Below are 22,856 nucleotides of genomic sequence, written 5' to 3'. Positions count from 1 at the left end.
TTTAATGATTAGAATTTTATACAAACTAGCTTGGAATGTCAATAGGTCAGATCCTAAAACATATCTTTCATCGTATCAATCTGTTTCAGGAACTTTTTTGATTTCAAATGCAGACCGGAATATTCCTCATAATATGCATCGATGATCTTCCGAAGTTCTTTTTTCGTTTCAGGCTTAACGGAAATGTTTCCGAGCCTTGATAAATCGAAATAATAAAAGATTCGAAGCAGTTTGACGGCCGCAGGTGAAATTTTATAATGATAAGGGTCTTTTCCCAGACAGCGATGACAGATAAAGCCCGCTTCCCGAAGCGAGAAGGAGAATTCCCCTTCCGTTTCACCACATACAGCACACTGATTCAGCACTGGGTTAATCCCATTTACGGGCAGCATCTTCATTTCAAAAATGAATTTCAAAACCTCTGCGTCATATTCCTCGTTTATGTAATGCAAGGTTTGTGAAAGCAATTCATATAAATACGGATTCGGTTTCTTATCCTCGACACTTTTATCAAGCAATTCAACAATATATGAAGCATAGGCAGTGGCAAAAAGATCCTCCCGTATGAAACGGAGTGAATCGACCATTTCGCCTTGCTGAAGACTGCCGAGTCCGGTTGATGTGGTTACAAGAAAATACCCGGAGCAAAAAAGCTGTGTGACGGCAGAAAGCCTGCTGTTAGGTTTACTGGCTCCTCTAGCCATAACGCCAATTTTTCCTAGCTCACGGGTATATATAGTAATAATTTTGTTATTTTCTCCATATGCAGTTCGCCTTATGACAATGCCCTCACATTTTTGGAGCATACCAAGACACCACCCATGCTCGCCAAGACTAACCTATGAAACAGGAAAATCAATTTCTGCTAGCTCATCGTTCAAAACCAAGTGTCCTTCCTGTCTCTCGACTTCTATCTCCTTAAACAGCAAATAGGTGTCCACATTACCTGTTTCAGTAAATAACTCCCAGGTAAAATCCAACATATAAAGCCCACCTTTCATTTTTAACTAGCAATGAATATCCGACCATATGGTTAGCTTGACCGTTTTCCGAACTTTCATGACGCGTAAATTTTGTTAATTAATACTCGCTTTCATTGAAGCCATAATCGCGAAGCTGGCTTGCTTTGTTCCGCCAATCCTTCTGTACCTTCACCCATAGTTCCAAGAAAACTTTCGAGCCCAATAAGTTTTCGATATCCACCCTGGCACGGCTGCCGACTTCTTTAAGCATTTTCCCTTGCTTTCCGATGACAATGCCTTTTTGTGAATCACGTTCGACAACGATCGTCGCCATGACATTAATGGTATCACTGTTGTCCATTTTTTTAATTGAATCGATGACAACAGCCACTGAATGCGGAATTTCTTCACGTGTCAGGTGCAGTACCTTTTCGCGGACCAATTCGGAAATGATAAAACGCTCCGGGTGGTCTGTCACTTGGTCAGCTGGATAAAACTGGGGACCCTCTGGCAGATGTTCCTTGATTTGTTCAAGAAGTGTATCAACATTATTTCCTTCAAGCGCAGAAATCGGAACGACCGCCGCAAAAGGGTATAGCTGTTGGTATTTTTCTATGATCGGAAGTAAATCATCTGGATGCATCGCATCGATTTTGTTTACAACCAGGAAAACAGGCGTTTTTACGGATTGAAGTTTTTCGATGATAAACTCGTCACCGCGTCCGTATCCTTCCGTCGCATTGATCATGAAGAGAATCAAATCGACTTCCTTCAATGTATTCGTTGCCACTTTCATCATGAAGTCACCAAGCTTATGCTTTGGTTTATGAATGCCGGGTGTATCGATGAAAATCATTTGTGAATCGTTCTGCGTAAGTACACCCTGGACCTTATTTCTTGTAGTTTGCGGTTTATCGCTCATAATGGCAATCTTTTGACCGATGACCCGATTCAGAAATGTACTCTTCCCAACATTGGGTCGTCCAATAATCGATATGAAACCTGATTTGTAACCTTTTACTTGAGTATCATCAAATAGTTTATTCATTTAAATCCTCCGGTGAAAAAGCTCCTGGAAGCAATTCCTGTACTGTTAGTTCTTTTATATCCCCATGTAAGTTGGTTAAAACGACCGGCATATCCTTTTCACACAGTTCCGAAATAACTTGTCTGCATGCCCCGCATGGGGATACGGGACCATCGGTATCTGCCACGACTGCAAGTTTAGTGAATTTTTTATCGTTATGGGCATAAGCGCTGAATAAAGCTGTCCTTTCGGCGCAGTTACACATGCTGTATGCAGCATTTTCTATATTGCAACCATGATAGACCTTTCCATCAGAGGTTAAAAGGGCAGCCCCCACCTTAAATTTGGAGTAAGGCACATAAGCTTTATCCCTTGCTTTTTTAGCTTCCTCAATCAATTCGTTTGTATTCAATTCACATCTTCCTTTCAAATTGAGTACCATTTTGGCAACCTACAGGCCAAACTTGGGCAAAAAGATAATCAATCCAACTATTATAGAAAATATAGCATATATGAATACAGCTCCGGCTGCAATATCTTTTGCCTGCTTGGCAAGCGGATGGATTTGATCCGTTACCAGGTCCACTACCCTTTCAATCGCTGAATTAACGAGCTCCAGCGTAATAGTACCGGCTATTGCCGCTAAAATGAAAAGCCACTCCATCCCATTCAATGAGAAGTACCAACCAAAGAATACGACGATTGCCGTTATCGCGAAATGTATCTTGATATTGCGTTCCGTCCTAACGGCCTCCAAAATTCCCTGACAGGCAAAAGAGAAACTTTTTAATAAAGGATACTTTTTTTTACCCTTCTCTTGAAAGTCCATATTCTTCCAAGATCTCCTTTTGTTTAGTGAACATCACTTTTTCATCTTCTTCATTCATGTGGTCGAATCCTAATAAATGCAGAAAACCATGCAGTGCTAAAAATCCAAGTTCCCGGTCAAATGAATGACCATATTCTTCAGCCTGTTCTTTCGTGCGTTCAATGGAAATGATGATATCCCCTAACATGCGGGGCATTTCCGCACCGACGATTTCCACTTCATCTTCTCTCATTTCTTCAAGCGCAAAGGAAATGACATCTGTAGCTGAATCTTTATGCCGATATTCTTTATTGATTTCCCGAATCCTATCATTGTCTACAAATGTAACTGACAGCTCGGTGTCTTTTTCAATGTTTTCTTTTCTTGCCGCAAATTGCAGAATGCTTTCAACAAGCTGCTGAGCTTCCTCCGTTACTTCATTCGTTTCATCCATTAAATCGATAGCTAAAATCATTCTTTCACCTTCTGTCCTAATTTATCCGGCTCCGGATATTCAATCCTGGAGTGGAAGATACCATTCAGCGATTCACATAAGGAATGCTTCACGATACTCAATTCTCTCATAGTAATGTCACATTCATCAAATTGACCATCAGAAATCCTATCCTGAATGATGAAACTTACCAGCTCTTCAATTTTCTCCGGAGTTGGGTGCTTCATCGATCTCACTGCAGCTTCCACACTATCGGCTATGCCGATGACGGCCACTTCCTTCATTATCGCCCTCGGCCCGGGATATCGATAGGCAGCTTCAAGTGTGGACTCATCCTGTTTTTTTGCTTTATGGTAGAAAAACTTCAATAAAGTCGTGCCATGATGCTGCTCTGCAATATCGACAATCTCTTTCGGGAATTTGTGACCTCGCAGCATCTCCCCGCCATCTACGGCATGGGCAATGATGATATCCCTGCTCGTTTCCGGCTGCAGCCGATCATGCGGGTTCTCTTCATTCATCTGATTTTCGATGAAGAAGTGCGGCCGCTTCGTTTTACCTATATCATGATAATAGCTGCCGACCCTTGCCAGCAACCCATTCGACCCGATGGCTTCACAAGCCGATTCCGCCAAATTGGCGACCATTACACTGTGATGATATGTCCCCGGTGCCTCAATCAAGATCCTCCGCAATAACGGATGATTGGGATTCGAGAGCTCGATAAGCTTAATCGATGATAAGATCCCGAAACCTGCCTCGAAAAACGGTAACAGGCCCATTGTCAAAACGGCTGAACCCACTCCAGAACCTATGGCGGCAGCAGCATAATACAAGTACTCCATTCTAGTATAATGGCTGTCCATAATAAAGATGAGCGAAAAAACAAATGCCATATTGATTATAGACAATAGCAGCCCAGCTACCAGCACCTTTGATTTAAAATTTGGCCTGGATAGAATGATGATTGCCGTCAATCCCCCGAAAATGATATAAAGCCCCATCGAGAAATCCAGATTTCCAGGTGTATCACCATTAAATATAATCGTACCATACGAACCTAACAATATGATCATTGCCACCGCTAACTTATCATTCAATAATATCTTGATGAGCATCGCCGCCATGGCACCCGGAAAAATGTATTCCAAATTCGAGTTTTTCAAGTCTGCCAGAATGCTGACCGTTTTCATGGTAACCATTGAAAGGATAAAGACAAGACTGAAGATCAATAACTGATTGTACTTGTTATCCTTTTTGGAAATGGAATAGTAGAAATAGTAATAAAAAGCGGCAAAGGTCAGGAATATGAATAATAGCAGGCCGATATACGGGTAAATGGTAGACTCTGTATTTAAGAAGCCTGCCAATTCAAGCTGCCTATATACATCCCTGTCCACTAATTGATTTTCTTCAACGATGATCTGACCTTGAAGGATCCTGATCGGCTCCACGCTTTCAACCGCTTTCCTTCGCTGTTCCTCGGTTTTATCCTTATCAAAAAATACATTCTGAATGATTGCCGTACGTGCAAGGGAAGTGGAGGCTTTTTTCATATCGCCACTAATGCTCATATAATCCAATTCCTCTACAACCTTTTTCTTGGCATTTTCGACATCACTTGCAGCGATCCGCGAGCTCATCACATTATTCACGGCTGTAATGGTTGAATCCTTCGCTATTTTCAACTCATCTTCATCCGCCTGAACTAATGCCAGGAATACGGATTCCTCGATATTTCTATTCACTTCATCGGTCAATTTTTCTTTTAATATGGAAACTTTTTGAGCATCCGTCTTTACGGTCTCTTTTTTATTGTCTTTTCCCTCCTCTTCTTTATGGTCTTTATCGGGGTCCGTTTCTTTATTGACCTCTATTGCAGAATCGAAAATGGATGAAATCAGATCGACTTTATTTTTGGCATATTCCTTTTTTAAAGAATAAACATCCGCCACCTGTTTTGAAATCTCTTCTTTTTCCTGTTCCGTCTTATAGGTATCTTCCACAGTCTTGGTTGAACGGATTGTTTGTTCCGCAGGCTTAAAAAGCTCTACCTGGACCCTTTCCGGCTTAACATTGGAGAACATTAACGCATACGCAAATAAACCAAGTATGATGAACAGAAGCACTTGAAAAAAGCGATGGACCAACAGCCCTTTTATTTGAGTGAAAAATTTCTGGATACGATTCAAGGAAGGTCCTCCTAAAAAAATGATGTTTATTATTCTAGATATGTAAAATCATAACAGTTTTCATGTGAATTTTCACCTTCGTATTGATAAATGTAGCTTCTTATCCACTTTTTCCCCATAAAGTTTGTCATTTAGACACATCACGAAAAATCCGCCGATTGAAATGGCGGATTTTTTCTTATGACTTCGCCTGCTCGTAAGCAGTAATGATTTTGGCGACAAGCGGATGCCTTACTACATCACTTTGTTCAAAATAAACAAAGGAAAGGCCTTTAACATTCTTCAAGATCTCTTCTACCCGGACTAGACCTGACTTCATGCCTTTCGGAAGGTCAATCTGGGTCCGATCTCCCGTAATGACCATTTTCGACCCGAAACCAAGCCGGGTCAAGAACATCTTCATTTGGGCTTCCGTCGTGTTCTGGGCTTCATCCAATATGACAAAGGCATCTTCAAGCGTACGGCCCCTCATATAAGCCAGAGGAGCTATTTCGATCGTTCCGCGCTCTATCATCCTTTGCGTCTGTTCCATCCCTAGGAGGTCATGGAGAGCGTCATACAGCGGCCGTAGATAAGGATCTACCTTTTCCTTCAGATCACCAGGCAGAAAGCCAAGGCTTTCCCCCGCTTCGACGGCAGGCCGTGTCAGGATGATCCGTTTAACATGTCCATTTTTCAATGCGTTGATGGCCATCACTACAGCAAGGTAGGTCTTCCCGGTTCCGGCAGGCCCAATTCCAAATACAAGATCCTGTTTCTTTATAGCCTGAATATAGTATCTTTGCCCGATTGTTTTGACTTTAATGGATTTCCCCTTAGCCGTTTTAGCGATTTCCTCATCATATAATTCACCGAAGTACTCCAATGTGCCTTTTCTTGCCATTTCAATTGCATAAAGCACATCCCTGGAACTGATTGCGGTTCCTTTTCTCACCACTGTCAATAATGCATTGAGGATTTCCTCCCCCATCGTTACCCGCTCGATATCCCCGGCAACACTCACCGCTTCACCTCGGGTTATGACAGAAATGCCAAGCTCCTCTTCAAGCACTTTTACATTTGAATCTCCATTGCCCAATAATGCGATCGCTTCATTGGGTGATTTTATTTCGAGCTTAATTACTTTCACATCATCTGCCATTCGTTAGTCTCCTTGAATGATTGGCTGTCCAATCGCTATATCTTCAATAACTTGGTAATGTATAGATAATTTAACTTTACCATTCTCCATGCTTTCGTGCAAAATTTTTTCCTCGATGATTTCATCTTCCTCTTCCAAATGCTTTTTCAATTCTGCTTTAGCCATTTTCCGGCCTTCCTTCACCGCTTCTTCCTCGGTATAACTTCGTACAATATCTTCCTTGCTCCTCAAGGTCACTTGTTTATAGGAAACGGGTAGTTCCCATTGAAGAAAGTGAAAAGGCCTCACTGTCGTTTCTTTTTCCTGTTTTTCATATCCCGGATCCTTGAAACCCCATACCGGAAGGGAAAAGCCCCCGATTTTCAAAAAGTGCCTGCTCGTTTCATCTCCGTTAAAAACAGAAAACTTGGTTTTTAACGGAACTTCCACTTTCGCTTTATACCACGTTTTCCCTTTTATTACTCCCTGTGCCGATACAATCTCCTGTTTATCCTCTTTTCCAATCAATCCTGAAACAAGAAGCTGTCCTTTTCCTACATAATCATTCACATTAACAATAGATTGTCCCTTTTCAACGAACATATCAGCGATGATCGCTTTTTTTGAAGCAACCAAATTTTGTGGAGATGTTTTCTCGACCTCTTTAGGCTGCCGTTTTTCTACTACCCGAAAATGGTATGTCGTTCCCTTTAGCTCTACCCCTACCCATGTCAATGCCCCAATCCGGTCCGACAGCTTACGCTGAATCGTATCCACATCATCAACAAAGAATTGCACTTTCCCGATCTTCACGCCCATCTTGTCCAATTCTTTCCGGATCGCATGCTCGGTTGCCGGTTTGGCATCTTGAACCTCGATGCCCCAAACCATATTGGAAAGTACAAATATACAGAGCAGGAAAGCGATCATCCCCGCTAAAAACCCACTGTTTTTCATGACTCTCTTCATCAGGAAAGGGAACCCCTTTCCCTGCATGAACTTCACTTTACAATCGCTCTTACGCATGACCTGACGGAGTTTGGGGATATCCCTGATATCCAGATGGAAAATCAGGGCTTCACTTCCGACACGCTTCACATCCCAGATATGAAGCCCCCTTCTCGTCAGCATATTAATCAGCCGTTCTGCACCTTTGCCATAAGCCTTCACCTTTACATAGCCTGTATAATAGTTTGTCCATTGGTTTTTCATGGAGACCTCCCGGGATCATTCATTAATAAAATAGACCTTATCGATTTTGCCTTCGAGCATGATTTCTTCCGGCAAAATCGTCTTTATGACAAAGGCATTTCCCTTTATCAGCAACTGCCCGTTTTTCAGCATCAATCGCACTTCACTGTCTGAAAAAGCCAATAAGCCACGATGGTTTTCAATATAAATATGTAATTGTCCGATCATTGTAATTCGCGGCAGGTCCATCATGACATCTTGCGGAAGGTCCATTGTTTTGGTCATAAGCTGTTTCACTTTTTTTCCCCAATTGCGTGCCATAAAAAAGAACCCCCTTTCATCTCAATGTATGAAATGAAAGAGGGTTCTAGCACAAAATTATAAGTGATGAAAGTCTATTTTTTCATGCTCATTTAATGACGGGCTTAAAAAAGCCCGTGGTTCCGAATCACCTTCTGGACCTCTGAAGACTTCTCTTCGCCCTTGGCGGTCCCAGCACTTCTGACATGATGATGCCATCAATCAGCTGCTTTTTACCAAAAGAAGGCCCTTTGCGATAGACCGGACTGTCATTATCTGAAATCGTTGATGTGATTTGATCCGCCTTCGCTTTTTGATATAAACGCTGCTGATCGTACTTCTGCTGAAGCCTTCTAAGCTCCGCAATCCTTTTGTTCGCCTCATTCGTCGTCTCATCGATCACTTCAACAGCCTGAGCTGCCTGCTGTTCGACTTTCCTTACGGGAGCAGGCGCAGGGCTTTGCTGCGGATTCTCCTGCTGCATTTCACCTTGAAGCTCCCGCATGACCTCCTGCCATTTCTTTTTCGGAGGCTTGTTAGGATCATCATATTGCTGAGGCTGCTTTTTCTTTCCTAACATGGACGTTAAAATACCGATCAAGACAATGATAAGGAATGGGTTCTTGAGAAAGAAATCAATAAAATCTCCCATTTAAAGACCTTCCTTCCCTGACCTAAATATTATTATTGTTATTGTTGTTATCTTTTGGATTGTCTGATATTTTACTGATGGAATCGCGCATATCCGTATCGGCCGTGATATTTTGGATATTCATATAATCCATCACTCCAAGATTTCCGCTTTTCAGTGCATCGGCCATGGCCAATGGAACTTCCGCTTCGGATTGAACAACCTTCGCTCTCATTTCCTGAACACGGGCAACCATTTCCTGTTCAAGCGCAACAGCCATCGCACGGCGTTCTTCGGCCTTTGCCTGGGCAATTTTCTTATCGGCTTCGGCTTGGTCCGTCTGTAATATGGCCCCGATATTTTTTCCGATATCCACTTCAGCGATATCAATGGAAAGGATTTCGAATGCCGTTCCTGAATCCAGCCCTTTCGATAATACCGTTCTTGAAATCAAATCGGGGTTCTCAAGTACATCCGTATGCATTTTCGAAGCACCGATCGTCGATACGATCCCTTCACCTACACGGGCAATGATCGTCTCTTCACCGGCACCACCGACAAGGCGTTCAATATTGGCCCGGACCGTTATCCTTGCCTTCGCTTTCACTTCAATACCATTCATCGCCACACCAGAGATGAACGGAGTTTCGATCACTTTCGGGTTAACGCTCATTTGAACGGCTTCCAGTACATCACGTCCTGCAAGGTCAATGGCTGCACCCCGTTCGAAAGGAAGCACGATATTGGCACGTTCTGCAGCAATTAATGCATTCACCACTCGATCGACATTACCGCCTGCAAGGTAATGGCTTTCCAATTGATTCGTTGAAACATTGATTCCAGCCTTATGGGCCTTGATAAGCGGGTTGACGACCCTGCTTGGTATAACACGGCGAAGCCTCATCCCTACTAATGTAAATATACTGATTTTGACTCCTGCCGCTAAAGCGGAAATCCACAGCATTACTGGTACGAATGTGAAAAACACTGCCAATACGATGATGGCAGCAATCACTGCCAGTACAATAAATATCGTTCCTGAAGTTATCACTTAATGATTCATCCTTCCTGTATCTTTTAATTTTAATTTGAATCCGGAATTTCCCGGACGACTACCCTTGATCCTTCAACTTTAACGATGATGATTGACGAACCTTTGGAAATAAAGCTTCCTTCGGTCACGACATCCACTCTTTCTTCTTTGACCAAAGCTGTTCCTGAAGGCCTCAAATCTGTAAGGGCCTTCCCTTCTACGCCTAATAAATCCAAACGGTTCGGATTGCTGACATATCCTTGTTCCGTTTTTGTTGCATCGGTTAATATCATTTTCCTGAAAAATTTCATCTGTTTTCCAAACACCTTTACAAGTAGGATGAATACCAAAATGGATACGGTGACCGCAATTAGCAAGGATATCGTCATATGGACCGGATCACCTGTTGCGAGGAATAAACTCCCCACTATCGCGGTAAATCCGAGCAGCCCGATAATCCCACCTGGGATAAAAAATTCAATTAGTACGAGAATGACCCCGATGATGAACATCGCCAACGATTCGTATCCGGTGATACCGGCGACAAGATGACCATAGAAAAATAAGACAAGACTGGTGATCCCAACGACCCCCGGAATTCCAAAACCGGGTGAAAACAATTCGATCACAATCCCGATTCCCGCTATCGTTAACAAAATGGGAACGACGATCGGGTTGGTCAAAAAGCGGGCAAGTTTCTCAGGAAAGCTTTCTTCGATTGAACGAATATCAGCATCCTCGACTCCAAGTATTCTATACAGCTCCGCTTTCCCAGAGACGGTGCCTTCACTATATCCAGCCTTTTTTGCCTGTTCAGCTGTAAATGTCAGCAACTTCCCTTTTTCTGCACCATATTCGGGCAGATCGATGTCAACATCCGCCATCGCCTGGGCGTATATGGGATCACGTCCATTTTGTTCTGCAGCAGTCTTCATGGCAGCTAACCAATAAGACTGCGCTTTCTTACCTGCAGCATTCCCCGTTGAATCTATCACAGCCGCAGATCCCATGGTGGCGCTCGGAACCATATAGATCTCATCTGCACTTAGAGAAATGTATGCCCCTGCAGATAACGCCCTGTTATTGACATAGGCAACTGTCTTGATTGGTGAATCCGACAGTAACTTTGCAATTTCCCCCGCTGCATCCACAGCACCTCCAGGGGTATTCACCTCGAAAACGACAAGATCTGCATCAGCTGCCTCAGCAGTTGTCAGCGCGCGCTCCAAAAAGGCCGAGAGTCCCTTTTCCACCGTTTCTTCAATTGGAACATGGTAAACGATCTTCTCGTTTGCAGATGCCGTCGCCCCCCAAAAAGAAGACATGGTGAACAGCAATCCAAATAAGAGTACAGATAAATAACGCCAAATTTTCAACGGAACGCCCCCTTTCCCGTATTAAACGCGGTAAGTGCCTCCATCGTTCAGGAGGAACACCTACCAGTAAATTCAGCACGCAACTAAAATTCGAATAAGGAGCAAATGAAGCGACCCTTTACTCTGTTCTTTAGTTATTACGTATGTATATGAAAAAGGTTTCAAAAAAAAGCAAATAAAATTAAAAGTGACCCCATTTTCTTGGGCTGCGTCTCAATAATATACGCTAAAAATTCATGAAATACACAAAAACCACAGGCAATTTGCCTGCGGTTAGGTTTCGAGTTTTAAGTTTAGAGTTTAAGATAGATGTTGTTGTACTAATTTGTTTACTAGAGAACCATCCGCTTTACCTTTAACTTTAGGCATTAAAGCTCCCATAACTCGCCCCATATCTGCTTTGGATGTTGCTTTGACTTCTTCAATCGTTTGTTTAACGATTTTAGAAATGTCTTCTTCTGAAAGTTGCTCAGGCATATATGCCTCTACGTATACTAGTTCGGTGCGGACTTTATCCACGAGATCTGAACGACCTGCGTTTTCAAACTCCTGGAGGGAGTCTTTGCGTTGTTTTAATTCGCGAGAGAGCACTGTCAATTCTTCATCATCTGTTAAATCTTGTCTCTGCTTCATGGCTTCGTTTTGAATAGAAGCTTTCAGCATCCGAATAACAGATAGTTTGTCCTTTTCCTTGTTCTTCATCGCTTGTTTCATATCATTATTTAAACGCTCGAGAAGACTCATCTTTCCACCCTCTCTTAGAATTTACGTTTTCTTGCAGCTTCAGACTTTTTCTTACGTTTTACGCTTGGTTTTTCATAAAATTCACGCTTCCTAGCTTCCTGAAGCGATCCTGCTTTAGATACAGTACGTTTGAAACGACGAAGAGCATCTTCAAGCGATTCGTTTTTACGAACGACGGTTTTAGACATCTCTTTCCCTCCCTCCGAAAACAACACACTAACTCAAGTTGTCAACATGTTATACATGTACTAAACAATTATAATATATCATCTTTAGCAGGTCAACTAATAAAATCAAACTTATTTTGAATATCATCATGTTATTATCATACTTTTTCACTAAACGATGATTAATTTGCATGAGAATCCAAATTATAGCATGTCTCCCGTCATTGGGCCATAAGCTTACTATGAGGTGACAGTCATGCATGAGCTATTATCATTCCTTTTATTCATTGCGATATTTTTGGCAGGTATGTCGGTTTTACGAATCGGACTGTTCAATATGTCGGGTGCAGCATTAAAAACTTTTCTCTCAAAGGTTACGGATAAGCCATGGAAAGGCTTCATTGCCGGAACCATCTTTACCGGGATCCTGCAGAGCAGCTCGGCGGTCATGGTCATGACGGTCGGCCTCGTTTCCGCAGGAAGCATAACGTTCCCGCAAACAATCGGGATTATTCTTGGAACGAATATCGGATCCACCTTTACAGCAGAGTTCATGACCTTCTCTCTGGATCGTTGGATCATCCCCGGTGTCGTAAGCGGCGCTTTCCTATGCCTCTTGCCGAAAGCATTACCGAGAAGCATAGGGATGTCACTGATCGGAATCTCGGCCATCTTCGCGGCGATGAGTGGTTTTAAAACGCTTTCGACACCGATTGCAGCCTATCCATCCATACAAACGCTCATCCATTACATAGAGGGCCACATGAGCTATGCCCTATTAGCCGGGATATTATTGACAGCACTCATCCACTCCAGTTCGGCAACCATCGGGATAGCCATGAGCTTTTTGATGAATGGGGAGTTATCCGTCTCTTCCGCAATCATCATCATGCTCGGATCGAATATAGGCACTTGCATCACCGGATACATGGCCAGCATCGGTTCCGGTAGACAAGCCGCCTTCACAGCTTATGCACATATTTGGCTAAACGTCATCGGGGTTGCCGCATTCCTGCCTTTTGTGGACATCTTGGAAAGGACTGCTGCCTTTTTCACCGAAAACAAAGGGACACAGCTGGCCCATGCCAGTGTCATTTTCAATATCTTGACTTCATTGGCCGTCTTGCCATTAGCAAGGCAATTCTCCAACCTCATTCTTTTGGTGCATCGGCCACATTTTAAAAAATAAGGAGCTGTCCAAAAGTCATTGGAGACTTTTGGACAGCTTCGCGGGAAGGATGGATATCACATGTAGCTGCACCAGATATAAATGGATGAATGATTACCGGGGGTCTTTCAATAAGCTCAAACCACTCAATATAAAGCAGCTGATATCAAAACCTTTATTAGAGAAAGATGTTAAATCAAAAAACGGTTATTGAAGTGTCATATACCCAAAATTTCACCACTCATATAAAGTGGTGTTAATGATAAAAGAAAATTAAAAACCTTTTTTCATTTCCCTCCCCCTGTTCATGCATTTATATAAGCTATTTTACTTCCTGTTTGATTCCCCTTACTATTCATTAAATCCACAATAAGCTTTTTTTCAATTCATGGGTTCCAAAATGAGACGGGTCCTCTTTTTTCATGGAAGAAAAAGGAGTGGGTCATTACCATTTCAATTACCATCCGTTTTTTATGGAAGTAATAAAAAAAGGCGAAGAAAAATAAAATATTTTTCTTCGCCTCTTTTATTTCAGGGAGTTATTATACGTTCCCTTTTTAAAATCAATAATCGGAATCAGCCGTTAAGCCCTTTACGATGGAGACACCTGCGCTCGCTCCAATTCTTGTTGCACCAGCTTCAATCACTTTCTGGGCATCGCTCGTGTTACGGACTCCGCCTGAAGCTTTGACACCGATATCCGGGCCAACCGTTTTTCTCATAAGCGTGATATCTTCAACAGTCGCTCCGCCGGTCGAAAAACCAGTTGATGTTTTCACATAATCCGTTCCTGCTTTTACGGCCAATTCACATGCACGGACCTTTTCTTCATCAGTCAATAAAGAAGTTTCAATGATTACCTTTGAAAGAGCCTTACCAGTGGATGCCGCTATTACAGCACGGATATCCCGCTCTACCAACTCATCATCCTTGTCCTTCAATGCGCCGATATTGATTACCATATCAACTTCGTGAGCGCCATTGGAGATGGCGTCTTTCGTTTCAAAAGCTTTGGTTTCCGGTGTGGTTGCACCTAGAGGGAAACCGATGACCGTACAAACTTTCACTTCTGAACCTTCCAAAAGTTCGCTTGCATATTTCACCCAAGTCGGGTTTACGCATACGGAAGCAAAGTTATACTCTCTCGCTTCTTCGCATAATACCTTAATTTGCTCTTTGGTTGCATCTGCTTTTAATAACGTGTGGTCAATTATACCTGCTACATTTTGTGACATTAATAAATCCTCCTCAAAAACAATCTATAACTAGTTGTACGTACCTCTCATGATACCATAGTTTATCCACTTTGACGATATATATAGTCTTTACCCGAAAGTGCCAAGAAAACACATAAAAAGAGGATAAAAAAAAGACAGCGATTAACCGCTGTCTTAGATATTGGATGCTTGTTGCAACGGAAAATCCTTCACTACCGTCACGAACTGACCTTCACTAGATGGATAGCCAGACTTTGTAATCTTCACTTTGACGATTTCACCGACCATTTCATCTGAAGCCGGAAAGATGATTTTCATGTAATTATCGGAGTAACCCTCATAAAGGCCACTTTCCAACTTCGTTTCAGGAATGACTTCCAGAACTTCCCCCTCGAATCGGGAGGCATACTCTTTTGCCAGCTGATCCGACAACGCGATAAGACGGTGGACGCGTTCATTTTTGATATCTTCATCCACTTGATCTTCCATACGGGCAGCAGGAGTCCCTGTCCTTTTTGAATAAGGGAAAACATGAAGTTCGGAGAATTTATATTTTTCTATAAAGTTATATGTCTCCATGAATTCTTCTTCGGTTTCACCCGGGAAACCTACGATGACATCAGAGGTAACAGCAAGACCCGGAAGTGCAATTTTCAACTTTTCGATTCGATCACCGAAGAAATCCATCGTATATTTACGTCTCATCCGTTTTAGAACTGTATCGGAACCCGATTGGATTGGTATATGCAAATGACGTACCACTTTTTTCGAATTCGTCAGCACTTCGATGATTTCATCTGTAATTTGGCTGGCTTCAATGGAGGAAATACGGATACGCTTCAGCCCATCGACTTTTTCCAAGTCCTGCAGCAGCATCGCCAAATTATAGTCTTTTAAATCGTCTCCGTAACCGCCAGTATGAATACCGGTGAGGACTAGCTCTTTATAGCCTGCCTCGACAAGCTGTTCAGCTTGGTGAATGACTTCTTTTGGATCGCGGGAACGCATCAAGCCACGGGCCCAAGGGATGATGCAGAAAGTGCAGAAATTATTGCAACCTTCCTGGATCTTAAGTGAAGCGCGTGTACGGTCTGTAAAAGCAGGTACATCCAGCTCTTCATAGACACGGTTTTTCATGATATTTCCTACAGCATTGATCGGTTCGCGTTCCAGCTTGAATTGCTCAATGTAATCAAGGAGTTTAACCCTATCTTGTGTTCCTACAACAATATCCACACCTGGTATGGCCATGATTTCTGCCGGCGATGTCTGTGCATAACATCCCGTTACCGCTATGACGGCATTCGGGTTCTTACGAATGGCACGACGGATGACCTGACGGCTTTTCTTATCGCCAGTGTTTGTCACCGTGCATGTGTTGATGACATATACATCCGATGCATTTTCAAACTCAACACGATCATATCCCCCAGTTTTGAATAATTGCCATATAGCCTCTGTTTCATAATGATTCACTTTACAGCCTAATGTATGGAAAGCGACCGTTGCCATTTTTCATCACCTCAAAAGTTCTACATGATAAGAAACAGCGGAAAGTGCATATAAAGGTGCTGTTTCAGTTCTTAATATTCTTGGTCCAAGACCGCAAGCCATAAAACCGGCATCAGTCAGTTTTTCAATTTCCTTATCTGCTAAACCGCCTTCAGGCCCAAATACGAATAGGATGGATTGCCCAGCGGTTAAATCTTTAAAGACAGAAGCGAGTACAGAAGCTTCCCCCCGTTTTGCCTCTTCTTCAAAAGCGATTAATTTATGATCGAAACCGGAAGCATAACCAGCAAGCTGATCTGCCGTCATCGGTTCCTTGATGGCAGGGATAACCGTGCGGTGGGATTGCTCAGCCGCCTCTTTTGAAATCTTCTGGAGTCTCTCCAATTTCTTACCTACCTTTTTGTGGTCCCATTTTACCACCGAACGAGCAGCAATAAAAGGGATAAATTCAACGGCACCCAGTTCAGTACCCTTTTGAACGATATATTCCAATTTATCCCCTTTAGGCAGACCGCTCGCTATCACAACCCTTACAGGAAGTTCCTTTTCTTCATTCTTCCATTCGGTAACTGTCCCTATAACAGCATCATCAGTAATTTCCGAAATTTCCGCGATAGCCGTCATACCATTACCTTTAACCGTGATGATCCGTTCCCCTGGTCCCATTCTCATCACCCTGGCTATATGGTGAAAATCATCGCCTGATATCTTCACCGTGTTTCCATTGATGTCTACTTCGTTAAGAAAATACCGTTGCACACTGCCACCTACTTCGTCTAGTCTAAAAAACTCACAGGCTAACAGTCAGGAATCCGGAATGCAAGCCGTGCAAAGATTCAAGCTAAAAAAAGGTACTCTGACTATCAAAAAACCCGATAATCAGAGTAACTTTTCAATTAATCATTTCTTTTCGCGATTATTGCCACCCAATCTTCCATCAAGATCGTTTCCTCAACGGTGAATCCAGATGCTATAATCGCTTCCTTTACATCTTGTTTCTTAGTTTGAATGATTCCGGAAGCGATGAAATATCCGCCAGGTTTAACCACTTTCGCTACATCATCCGTAAAACGCATGATCACTTCGGCAAGAATATTAGCCACGACGATATCCGCTTGTTCATTCACACCATCCAGTAAATTGCCTTGTGAGACAGACACTTTATCCTGCACTTTATTTAGTTCCACGTTTTGTTTGGCTGACTGTACTGCCACTTCATCCAAATCAAGGGACTGGATTCGTTTTGCGTCCAATAATGCAGCTGCTATACTCAGAACACCAGAACCAGTTCCTACATCAACGACTAAATCCCCAGGCTGCACTGTACGCTCCAGCGCTTGGATGCACATGACCGTCGTCGGGTGTGTACCCGTTCCGAAGGCCATGCCTGGATCAAGTTCAATGATCAATTCGTCACTGCTTACTGGAGTGTAGTCTTCCCATGTTGGCACGATGGTAAAACGTTCGGATATCTTGACAGGGTTATAATATTTTTTCCAAGCCGTCGCCCACTCTTCTTCATTCACTTCACTAATTGAAACAACATTCTTCCCAAGGTCTATATCAAAAAGAAGGAGATTATTGATTGATTCCTTAATGGCATCAATGGTATCGCCAAGGAAGCTGTTAACAGGCAGATAAGCCTTAATGACAACACCTTCATTCGGATAATCATCTGGGTTTAAGTGGTAGATTTCGCCAAAAACATTTTCTCGTTCCTTGACTAATTCTAGAGGATCCTCAATGACAACACCACTCGCACCTGCCTCATGAAGAATATTCGAAACAGGTTCAACCGCTTCATTCGTTGTTTGGATTGCAAATTCAGACCACTTCATAATCTACCAACTCCCAATTTGTTCTTTTACTTTTATTCACCTATCTTTAAAAGCACGCTTTACCTTTGAGAAAAATCCATCATCTTGTTCATCTACACCTTGTCCGCTGATATCACTGAACTCACGAAGCAGGTCCTTTTGTTTTTCCGTTAATTTCTTAGGCGTGACCACTAATACGACCACATGCTGATCTCCTTGGCCATATCCTCTGACATTCGGAACCCCTTTGCCTTTTAAACGGAAACGAGTGCTTGTTTGTGTACCTGCTGGAATCTTCAGCTTCACTTTTCCATGAAGCGTCGGAACTTCTATTTCATCCCCTAATGCTGCCTGGGCAAAAGTAACCGGCATTTCGCAATAAATATCATCGCCATCCCGCTCAAAGAATTCATGGCTGCGCACATGGAAGACTACATATAGGTCTCCTGCCGGACCGCCATTGATTCCTGGCTCTCCTTGGCCGGTTACACGCAACTGCTGGCCATCATCAATGCCTGCTGGCACCTTGACTTGGATCTTTTTACGTTTTTGGACTTTTCCGTCTCCGCCGCATGTTGAACATTTATGCGGAATGATTTTTCCTGTTCCTTGACAATGGTGACATGCTCTCCGGTTCACAATCCTTCCGAACGCTGTGTTTTGTTCAACATTCAATTGACCGGTTCCATGGCAATGTGAACAGTTTTCCACTTTTGTACCTGGTTTGGCACCGGATCCTTTACAAGTATCACAATCCTCTTCACGCGGAATTTCGATTTCAGTATCTTTTCCGAATGCAGCCTCTTCAAAAGAGAGCGTCATCGTATATTGTAAATCCGCCCCTTGACGCGGTGCATTAGGATCTCTCCTGCGTCCGCCGCCGCCAAAAAAACTACTGAAAATATCTTCAAAACCGCCGAAACCGCCAAAGTCCTGACCGCCAAAGCCTTGATTTGGATCTGTGTGTCCGAATTGGTCATAATGGGCCTTTTTCTGTTCGTCACTCAATACTTCGTAAGCTTCTTTGATTTCCTTGAATTTATCCGCAGCATCGTCCGCTTTATTAATATCAGGGTGATATTGTTTGGAGAGCTTTCGATACGCTTTTTTGATTTCATCCTTCGAAGCACTCTTCGAAAGGCCTAACACCTCATAATAATCGCGTTTACTCATATCTAAAATCCACTCCCGATTCGATTCACATAAAGGTAATATTATCACTGAACGAAGATAATAATCAACTAGAAAAGTGCAAACGGCTTTAACACATTTTTGCAAATGGTATAGCCAGTGCCAATTTGCACACATTTCCCTCTAAAATCCAACGATTCCCCACCAGTGATTGTAACACTTCCAGAATTCCATTCACTGTAAAAAAAGCCAAAGTCAAGATAACCTGACTTTGACTTTTTTTACAATGGCAGGCAGAAATACTGCCCAATATATCAGTGTCCCGATTGGGCCACTTTTATTTTTTCTCTTCTTCGTTAACTTCCGTGTATTCAGCATCAACCACATTATCGTCTTTAGCAGACTCGCCAGCACCGGCTTCGCCAGCTTGCTGAGCTTTTGCCGCTTCTTCATAAAGCTTCATTGTCAAAGCTTGAACGATTTCGTTAAGCGCATCCTTTTTCACGCGGATTTCTTCAAGCTCATTTTTCTCGATTGCAGCTTTCAGTTCATCCTTCGCTTCATTCGCTTTTGTTACTTCCGCTTCGTCCACTTTACCTTCTAGATCTTTAAGCGTTTTTTCCGTTTGGAAAACTAATTGATCGGCTTCGTTACGAAGTTCGACTTCTTCTTTACGTTGTTTGTCGCTATCGGCATTTTCTTCCGCTTCACGTACCATGCGTTCGATCTCTTCATCAGAAAGTCCTGAAGATGATTTGATGGTGATCGCTTGTTCTTTGTTTGTGCCAAGATCTTTCGCACGAACGTTCACGATACCGTTTTTATCGATATCGAATGTCACTTCAACTTGTGGAATTCCACGAGGTGCCGGTGGAATGTCACTCAATTGGAAACGACCAAGAGTTTTGTTATCCGCTGACATTGGACGCTCACCTTGAAGGACATGGATATCAACTGCCGTTTGATTATCAGCGGCTGTCGAGAATACTTGTGATTTACTTGTCGGAATCGTAGTATTACGGTCAATCAGTTTCGTGAATACTCCGCCCATCGTTTCAATTCCAAGTGAAAGTGGTGTCACATCAAGAAGGACAACGTCTTTAACATCCCCTGTCAATACGCCACCTTGAATTGCAGCACCCATAGCCACTACTTCATCAGGGTTTACACCTTTGCTTGGTTCTTGACCGATTTCCTTTTTGATCGCTTCAACAACCGCAGGAATACGTGTAGATCCACCAACAAGGATTACTTTGTCGATTTCAGATGCTGAAAGACCAGCATCTTTCAATGCTTGACGAGTTGGTCCCATAGTGCGTTCCACAAGACCTGCAGAAAGCTCATCGAACTTAGCTCTAGTCATCGATACATCCAAGTGAAGCGGGCCAGCTTCTCCAGCAGTGATGAACGGTAAAGAAATTTGAGTTGATGTTACGCCGGAAAGATCTTTTTTCGCTTTTTCAGCAGCATCTTTCAAACGTTGAACCGCCATTTTATCTTTTGAAAGATCAATTCCGTTTTCTTTCTTGAATGCTTCAACTAAGTAATCGATGATGACTTGGTCGAAATCATCCCCACCTAGACGGTTGTCACCAGCTGTGGACTTAACTTCGAAAACGCCGTCCCCAAGTTCCATGATCGATACGTCAAATGTACCGCCGCCAAGGTCGAATACAAGGATCGTTTGATCTTCTTCCGTTTTATCCAAACCGTATGCAAGTGCTGCAGCTGTCGGTTCGTTGATGATACGTTCCACTTCAAGTCCGGCAATTTGACCAGCATCCTTAGTTGCTTGACGTTCTGCATCATTGAAGTAAGCAGGTACTGTGATAACAGCTTTAGTAACTTTTTCACCAAGATACTCTTCAGCATATGATTTCAAGTATTGAAGAATGATTGCAGAAACTTCTTGAGGTGAGTATTCTTTTCCTTCAATGACTTCTTTATGGTCGGTACCCATATGGCGTTTAATGGAAATGATCGTGTTAGGGTTTGTAATCGCTTGGCGTTTCGCCACTTCCCCTACTTGCCTTTCTCCATTTTTGAATGCCACTACGGATGGAGTTGTACGGTTTCCTTCTGGATTCGGGATTACTTTTGGTTCCCCGCCTTCAAGTACAGATACACAAGAGTTTGTTGTACCTAAGTCAATACCAATAATCTTGCTCATAGTTTCACTACCTCCCAATTATTTATATGTAAAAATCCTATTCGTTCACTTTTACCATTGCAGGTCGAATCACACGGTCTTTAAGGATGTATCCTTTTTGGAATTCCTCGACGACGATGTTCGAACCGAAATTTTCATCTTGAACTTGCATGACCGCTTGATGCAAACGCGGATCGAACTCTTCGCCAACTGAACTGATCGGTTCGATGCCTTCTTTATTCAATGCATCAATGATCGCTTTATAGACCATTTCCATGCCGGATAGCAAGGATTTTGTCTGTTCATTATCCGCTTCGATTTTTGTAGCTCTTTCAAAATTATCAAGAGCCTCCACCAAATCACTAGCAATACTTTGAACTCTATATTTTTGGGCCGCCTCCATATCAAGCTTGGCACGGCGTCTTGAATTATCAAAATCGGCCTGCAGACGAAGGTAACGGTTATCCATTTCTTCGATTTTCGCCTCAAGTTCGGCAATCTTTTCATGAGCCAATTGAAGTTCATCTTTTTCAACCGGAGTTTCCTCATGGTTTTCTTCCGCCGGAATTTCTTCTTCAGCGAAAACTGCTTCTGCAGTGCTTTCCTCGATTGTTTCATTTTCCAATGTTTGTTCTTCGTTTTTATTTTCTGTCACAATCTCACCTCCCTAAAAGGGTTATACAATTTATGCTAAAGTAATATGCCAGGCCGCGGAATATACTCCTCCGCCACCTTAACAATATTACCTTTGCTACTATTTTTGATACAGTTTTGTCATCAAGGCCGTTAAATCTTTCGAGAAAAACGAAAGCAAACTGATCACTCTCGAGTATTCCATTCTCGTTGGACCCAATATGGCCAATGTGCCAACTTGCTCCTGCCCGATTGAGTAGGTTGCCGTAATCAAACTGCAGTCATCGAGCACTGTGTTTTGATTTTCACGGCCGATCTTGACGTGGATGCCCGATGGATTTTGAGTAATAAGTTCATAAAATCCCTGTTCCTGCTCAATCATCGATAAAAGCGTGCTTACTTTAGCAATATCATGGAACTCCGGCTGCCTCAGCATATTCGTTTTCCCGCCGAAAAATATTTTTTCGGGCTTTGTGTCCGTCAGGGTCTCCGCAAGGATCGAGACCATCGATCCATAGTTATGAATGTGGCGGCTCAATAGAACTGCAACTTCCTTATAGATCTTATCCTTTAAATCAACTAACGGAACATCGACCAAGCGGGAATTCAATATGTTCACCATCTTTTCAATTTCGTTTATATCTAAAGAAGGCGGTAAGGAAATCATTCGATTTTCCACATGACCTGTATCCGTAATAATGATGGCTATTGCCGTTTCAGGACTTAAAGGAATGATCTGGATTTTTTTCAGCTTATGCTCATTCACTTTTGGCCCGAGTACAATCGCCGTATAATTCGTCAGTTCCGAAAGTATTTTCGCCGACTTCTGAACGATCTTTTCCAATTCATAAATTCGTTCTACAAAGACGGATTTTAATATCTTCACTTCATTCTTTTTCGGAGCTTGAGGAGAAAGTAAATGATCCACATAATATCTATACCCTTTTTCAGAAGGAATCCTACCGGAAGAAGTATGGGTTTTTTCTAAAAATCCCATTTCTTCAAGATCAGACATTTCGTTGCGAATTGTGGCAGAGCTGAACGTAATTTCATCTTTCTTCGACAAGCTTCGCGACCCGACTGGCTGGGCAGAATGGATGAAATCCTCGATTATCACTTGTAGAATCAATAATTGACGATCAGTTAGCATGTAAGATCACCTCTGTTAGCACTCTGTCTTATCGAGTGCTAATATACTAATAAATTATCAAATGAAGCTTATGA

At 42.6% G+C, this 22,856-nt stretch carries 24 protein-coding genes; 1 reads left to right on the top strand and 23 read right to left on the bottom strand.

What is annotated here, in order from left to right; all coding sequences use genetic code 11:
- Positions 1-53: 53 nt before the first annotated feature.
- The 15 genes from recO to rpsU form a co-directional block, all read right to left on the bottom strand.
- Complete coding sequence (recO, locus tag ACFRAK_RS11580; protein WP_260284722.1) at positions 54-806, bottom strand: DNA repair protein RecO; 753 nt, start codon at positions 804-806, stop codon at positions 54-56.
- Positions 807-839: 33 nt separating this feature from the next.
- Entirely contained in the window at positions 840-983 is a 144-nt protein-coding gene (locus tag ACFRAK_RS11575) for a YqzL family protein (RefSeq protein WP_387598027.1), read from the bottom strand.
- A 97-nt stretch (positions 984-1,080) separates the two neighbouring features.
- On the bottom strand, positions 1,081-2,010 hold the full coding sequence (gene era / locus ACFRAK_RS11570) for a GTPase Era (protein WP_260284723.1): 930 nt from the start codon (positions 2,008-2,010) through the stop codon (positions 1,081-1,083).
- A complete protein-coding gene (locus ACFRAK_RS11565; RefSeq protein WP_387707896.1) occupies positions 2,003-2,431 on the bottom strand; it encodes a cytidine deaminase in 429 nt (142 codons plus the stop codon). The genes era and ACFRAK_RS11565 overlap by 8 nt, the downstream gene beginning before the upstream one ends.
- Positions 2,432-2,440: 9 nt before the next feature.
- Positions 2,441-2,818 (bottom strand): diacylglycerol kinase family protein, encoded by a 378-nt coding sequence (locus ACFRAK_RS11560; protein ID WP_387598033.1) that lies wholly within the window; start codon positions 2,816-2,818, stop codon positions 2,441-2,443.
- Positions 2,796-3,272: an rRNA maturation RNase YbeY gene (gene ybeY, locus ACFRAK_RS11555; protein ID WP_394571763.1), complete on the bottom strand. Its 477-nt coding sequence runs from the start codon at positions 3,270-3,272 to the stop codon at positions 2,796-2,798. The genes ACFRAK_RS11560 and ybeY overlap by 23 nt, the downstream gene beginning before the upstream one ends.
- Positions 3,269-5,443 (bottom strand): HD family phosphohydrolase, encoded by a 2,175-nt coding sequence (locus ACFRAK_RS11550; RefSeq protein ID WP_387598038.1) that lies wholly within the window; start codon positions 5,441-5,443, stop codon positions 3,269-3,271. Before ACFRAK_RS11550 ends, ybeY begins: the two co-directional genes overlap by 4 nt.
- 178 nt (positions 5,444-5,621) lie before the next feature.
- On the bottom strand, positions 5,622-6,584 hold the full coding sequence (locus tag ACFRAK_RS11545) for a PhoH family protein (RefSeq protein ID WP_387598040.1): 963 nt from the start codon (positions 6,582-6,584) through the stop codon (positions 5,622-5,624).
- A 3-nt stretch (positions 6,585-6,587) separates the two neighbouring features.
- Entirely contained in the window at positions 6,588-7,775 is a 1,188-nt protein-coding gene (yqfD, locus tag ACFRAK_RS11540) for a sporulation protein YqfD (RefSeq protein ID WP_394571762.1), read from the bottom strand.
- Positions 7,776-7,790: 15 nt separating this feature from the next.
- On the bottom strand, positions 7,791-8,075 hold the full coding sequence (yqfC, locus tag ACFRAK_RS11535; RefSeq protein WP_387598044.1) for a sporulation protein YqfC: 285 nt from the start codon (positions 8,073-8,075) through the stop codon (positions 7,791-7,793).
- Positions 8,076-8,202: 127 nt separating this feature from the next.
- The gene (locus tag ACFRAK_RS11530) at positions 8,203-8,706 is read right to left on the bottom strand and encodes a hypothetical protein (RefSeq protein ID WP_260284730.1); all 504 of its coding nucleotides are present in this window, start codon (positions 8,704-8,706) and stop codon (positions 8,203-8,205) included.
- A gap of 22 nt (positions 8,707-8,728) precedes the next feature.
- Entirely contained in the window at positions 8,729-9,718 is a 990-nt protein-coding gene (gene floA / locus ACFRAK_RS11525) for a flotillin-like protein FloA (protein ID WP_387598227.1), read from the bottom strand.
- A gap of 50 nt (positions 9,719-9,768) precedes the next feature.
- Entirely contained in the window at positions 9,769-11,088 is a 1,320-nt protein-coding gene (locus ACFRAK_RS11520; protein ID WP_387598229.1) for an NfeD family protein, read from the bottom strand.
- A 306-nt stretch (positions 11,089-11,394) separates the two neighbouring features.
- Entirely contained in the window at positions 11,395-11,838 is a 444-nt protein-coding gene (locus ACFRAK_RS11515) for a GatB/YqeY domain-containing protein (RefSeq protein WP_192205606.1), read from the bottom strand.
- Positions 11,839-11,852: 14 nt separating this feature from the next.
- Positions 11,853-12,026 (bottom strand): 30S ribosomal protein S21, encoded by a 174-nt coding sequence (gene rpsU / locus ACFRAK_RS11510; protein ID WP_028391853.1) that lies wholly within the window; start codon positions 12,024-12,026, stop codon positions 11,853-11,855.
- A 235-nt stretch (positions 12,027-12,261) separates the two neighbouring features.
- Between rpsU and ACFRAK_RS11505 the strand changes: the two genes are divergently transcribed.
- A complete protein-coding gene (locus ACFRAK_RS11505; protein WP_394571761.1) occupies positions 12,262-13,194 on the top strand; it encodes a Na/Pi symporter in 933 nt (310 codons plus the stop codon).
- A gap of 542 nt (positions 13,195-13,736) precedes the next feature.
- Here the strand turns inward: ACFRAK_RS11505 and deoC are convergent.
- The 8 genes from deoC to hrcA all read right to left on the bottom strand — a co-directional run bounded on the left by deoC (position 13,737) and on the right by hrcA (position 22,782).
- On the bottom strand, positions 13,737-14,408 hold the full coding sequence (deoC, locus tag ACFRAK_RS11500; protein ID WP_260284732.1) for a deoxyribose-phosphate aldolase: 672 nt from the start codon (positions 14,406-14,408) through the stop codon (positions 13,737-13,739).
- A gap of 156 nt (positions 14,409-14,564) precedes the next feature.
- Positions 14,565-15,902: a tRNA (N(6)-L-threonylcarbamoyladenosine(37)-C(2))-methylthiotransferase MtaB gene (gene mtaB, locus ACFRAK_RS11495; RefSeq protein WP_387598054.1), complete on the bottom strand. Its 1,338-nt coding sequence runs from the start codon at positions 15,900-15,902 to the stop codon at positions 14,565-14,567.
- Between the two features lie 6 nt (positions 15,903-15,908).
- Positions 15,909-16,661 carry a 16S rRNA (uracil(1498)-N(3))-methyltransferase gene (locus ACFRAK_RS11490; protein ID WP_394571760.1) on the bottom strand — a complete coding sequence of 251 codons (753 nt, stop codon included), beginning with the start codon at positions 16,659-16,661 and terminating at the stop codon, positions 15,909-15,911.
- A gap of 137 nt (positions 16,662-16,798) precedes the next feature.
- Entirely contained in the window at positions 16,799-17,740 is a 942-nt protein-coding gene (gene prmA, locus ACFRAK_RS11485; RefSeq protein ID WP_387598060.1) for a 50S ribosomal protein L11 methyltransferase, read from the bottom strand.
- A gap of 36 nt (positions 17,741-17,776) precedes the next feature.
- The gene (gene dnaJ / locus ACFRAK_RS11480) at positions 17,777-18,892 is read right to left on the bottom strand and encodes a molecular chaperone DnaJ (RefSeq protein ID WP_394571759.1); all 1,116 of its coding nucleotides are present in this window, start codon (positions 18,890-18,892) and stop codon (positions 17,777-17,779) included.
- Positions 18,893-19,187: 295 nt separating this feature from the next.
- Positions 19,188-21,020 carry a molecular chaperone DnaK gene (gene dnaK, locus ACFRAK_RS11475; RefSeq protein WP_260284737.1) on the bottom strand — a complete coding sequence of 611 codons (1,833 nt, stop codon included), beginning with the start codon at positions 21,018-21,020 and terminating at the stop codon, positions 19,188-19,190.
- A gap of 37 nt (positions 21,021-21,057) precedes the next feature.
- Entirely contained in the window at positions 21,058-21,654 is a 597-nt protein-coding gene (gene grpE / locus ACFRAK_RS11470) for a nucleotide exchange factor GrpE (protein WP_260284738.1), read from the bottom strand.
- A gap of 99 nt (positions 21,655-21,753) precedes the next feature.
- A complete protein-coding gene (hrcA, locus tag ACFRAK_RS11465) occupies positions 21,754-22,782 on the bottom strand; it encodes a heat-inducible transcriptional repressor HrcA (RefSeq protein WP_387598068.1) in 1,029 nt (342 codons plus the stop codon).
- Positions 22,783-22,856: the final 74 nt, after the last annotated feature.

Source organism: Peribacillus sp. NPDC056705 (assembly GCF_043656335.1).
This window is presented reverse-complemented; position numbering and strand designations above follow the sequence as displayed.

Excerpts from the sequence above, each read along its gene's own strand:
- recO (WP_260284722.1), bottom strand. The coding sequence starts at position 806 with ATGCTCCAAAAATGTGAGGGCATTGTCATAAGGCGAACTGCATATGGA.
- ACFRAK_RS11575 (WP_387598027.1), bottom strand. The coding sequence starts at position 983 with ATGTTGGATTTTACCTGGGAGTTATTTACTGAAACAGGTAATGTGGAC.
- era (WP_260284723.1), bottom strand. The coding sequence starts at position 2,010 with ATGAATAAACTATTTGATGATACTCAAGTAAAAGGTTACAAATCAGGT.
- ACFRAK_RS11565 (WP_387707896.1), bottom strand. The coding sequence starts at position 2,431 with ATGGTACTCAATTTGAAAGGAAGATGTGAATTGAATACAAACGAATTG.
- ACFRAK_RS11560 (WP_387598033.1), bottom strand. The coding sequence starts at position 2,818 with ATGGACTTTCAAGAGAAGGGTAAAAAAAAGTATCCTTTATTAAAAAGT.
- ybeY (WP_394571763.1), bottom strand. The coding sequence starts at position 3,272 with ATGATTTTAGCTATCGATTTAATGGATGAAACGAATGAAGTAACGGAG.
- ACFRAK_RS11545 (WP_387598040.1), bottom strand. The coding sequence starts at position 6,584 with ATGGCAGATGATGTGAAAGTAATTAAGCTCGAAATAAAATCACCCAAT.
- yqfD (WP_394571762.1), bottom strand. The coding sequence starts at position 7,775 with ATGAAAAACCAATGGACAAACTATTATACAGGCTATGTAAAGGTGAAG.
- yqfC (WP_387598044.1), bottom strand. The coding sequence starts at position 8,075 with ATGGCACGCAATTGGGGAAAAAAAGTGAAACAGCTTATGACCAAAACA.
- ACFRAK_RS11530 (WP_260284730.1), bottom strand. The coding sequence starts at position 8,706 with ATGGGAGATTTTATTGATTTCTTTCTCAAGAACCCATTCCTTATCATT.
- ACFRAK_RS11515 (WP_192205606.1), bottom strand. The coding sequence starts at position 11,838 with ATGAGTCTTCTCGAGCGTTTAAATAATGATATGAAACAAGCGATGAAG.
- rpsU (WP_028391853.1), bottom strand. The coding sequence starts at position 12,026 with ATGTCTAAAACCGTCGTTCGTAAAAACGAATCGCTTGAAGATGCTCTT.
- ACFRAK_RS11505 (WP_394571761.1), top strand. The coding sequence starts at position 12,262 with ATGCATGAGCTATTATCATTCCTTTTATTCATTGCGATATTTTTGGCA.
- deoC (WP_260284732.1), bottom strand. The coding sequence starts at position 14,408 with ATGTCACAAAATGTAGCAGGTATAATTGACCACACGTTATTAAAAGCA.
- mtaB (WP_387598054.1), bottom strand. The coding sequence starts at position 15,902 with ATGGCAACGGTCGCTTTCCATACATTAGGCTGTAAAGTGAATCATTAT.
- prmA (WP_387598060.1), bottom strand. The coding sequence starts at position 17,740 with ATGAAGTGGTCTGAATTTGCAATCCAAACAACGAATGAAGCGGTTGAA.
- dnaJ (WP_394571759.1), bottom strand. The coding sequence starts at position 18,892 with ATGAGTAAACGCGATTATTATGAGGTGTTAGGCCTTTCGAAGAGTGCT.
- dnaK (WP_260284737.1), bottom strand. The coding sequence starts at position 21,020 with ATGAGCAAGATTATTGGTATTGACTTAGGTACAACAAACTCTTGTGTA.
- hrcA (WP_387598068.1), bottom strand. The coding sequence starts at position 22,782 with ATGCTAACTGATCGTCAATTATTGATTCTACAAGTGATAATCGAGGAT.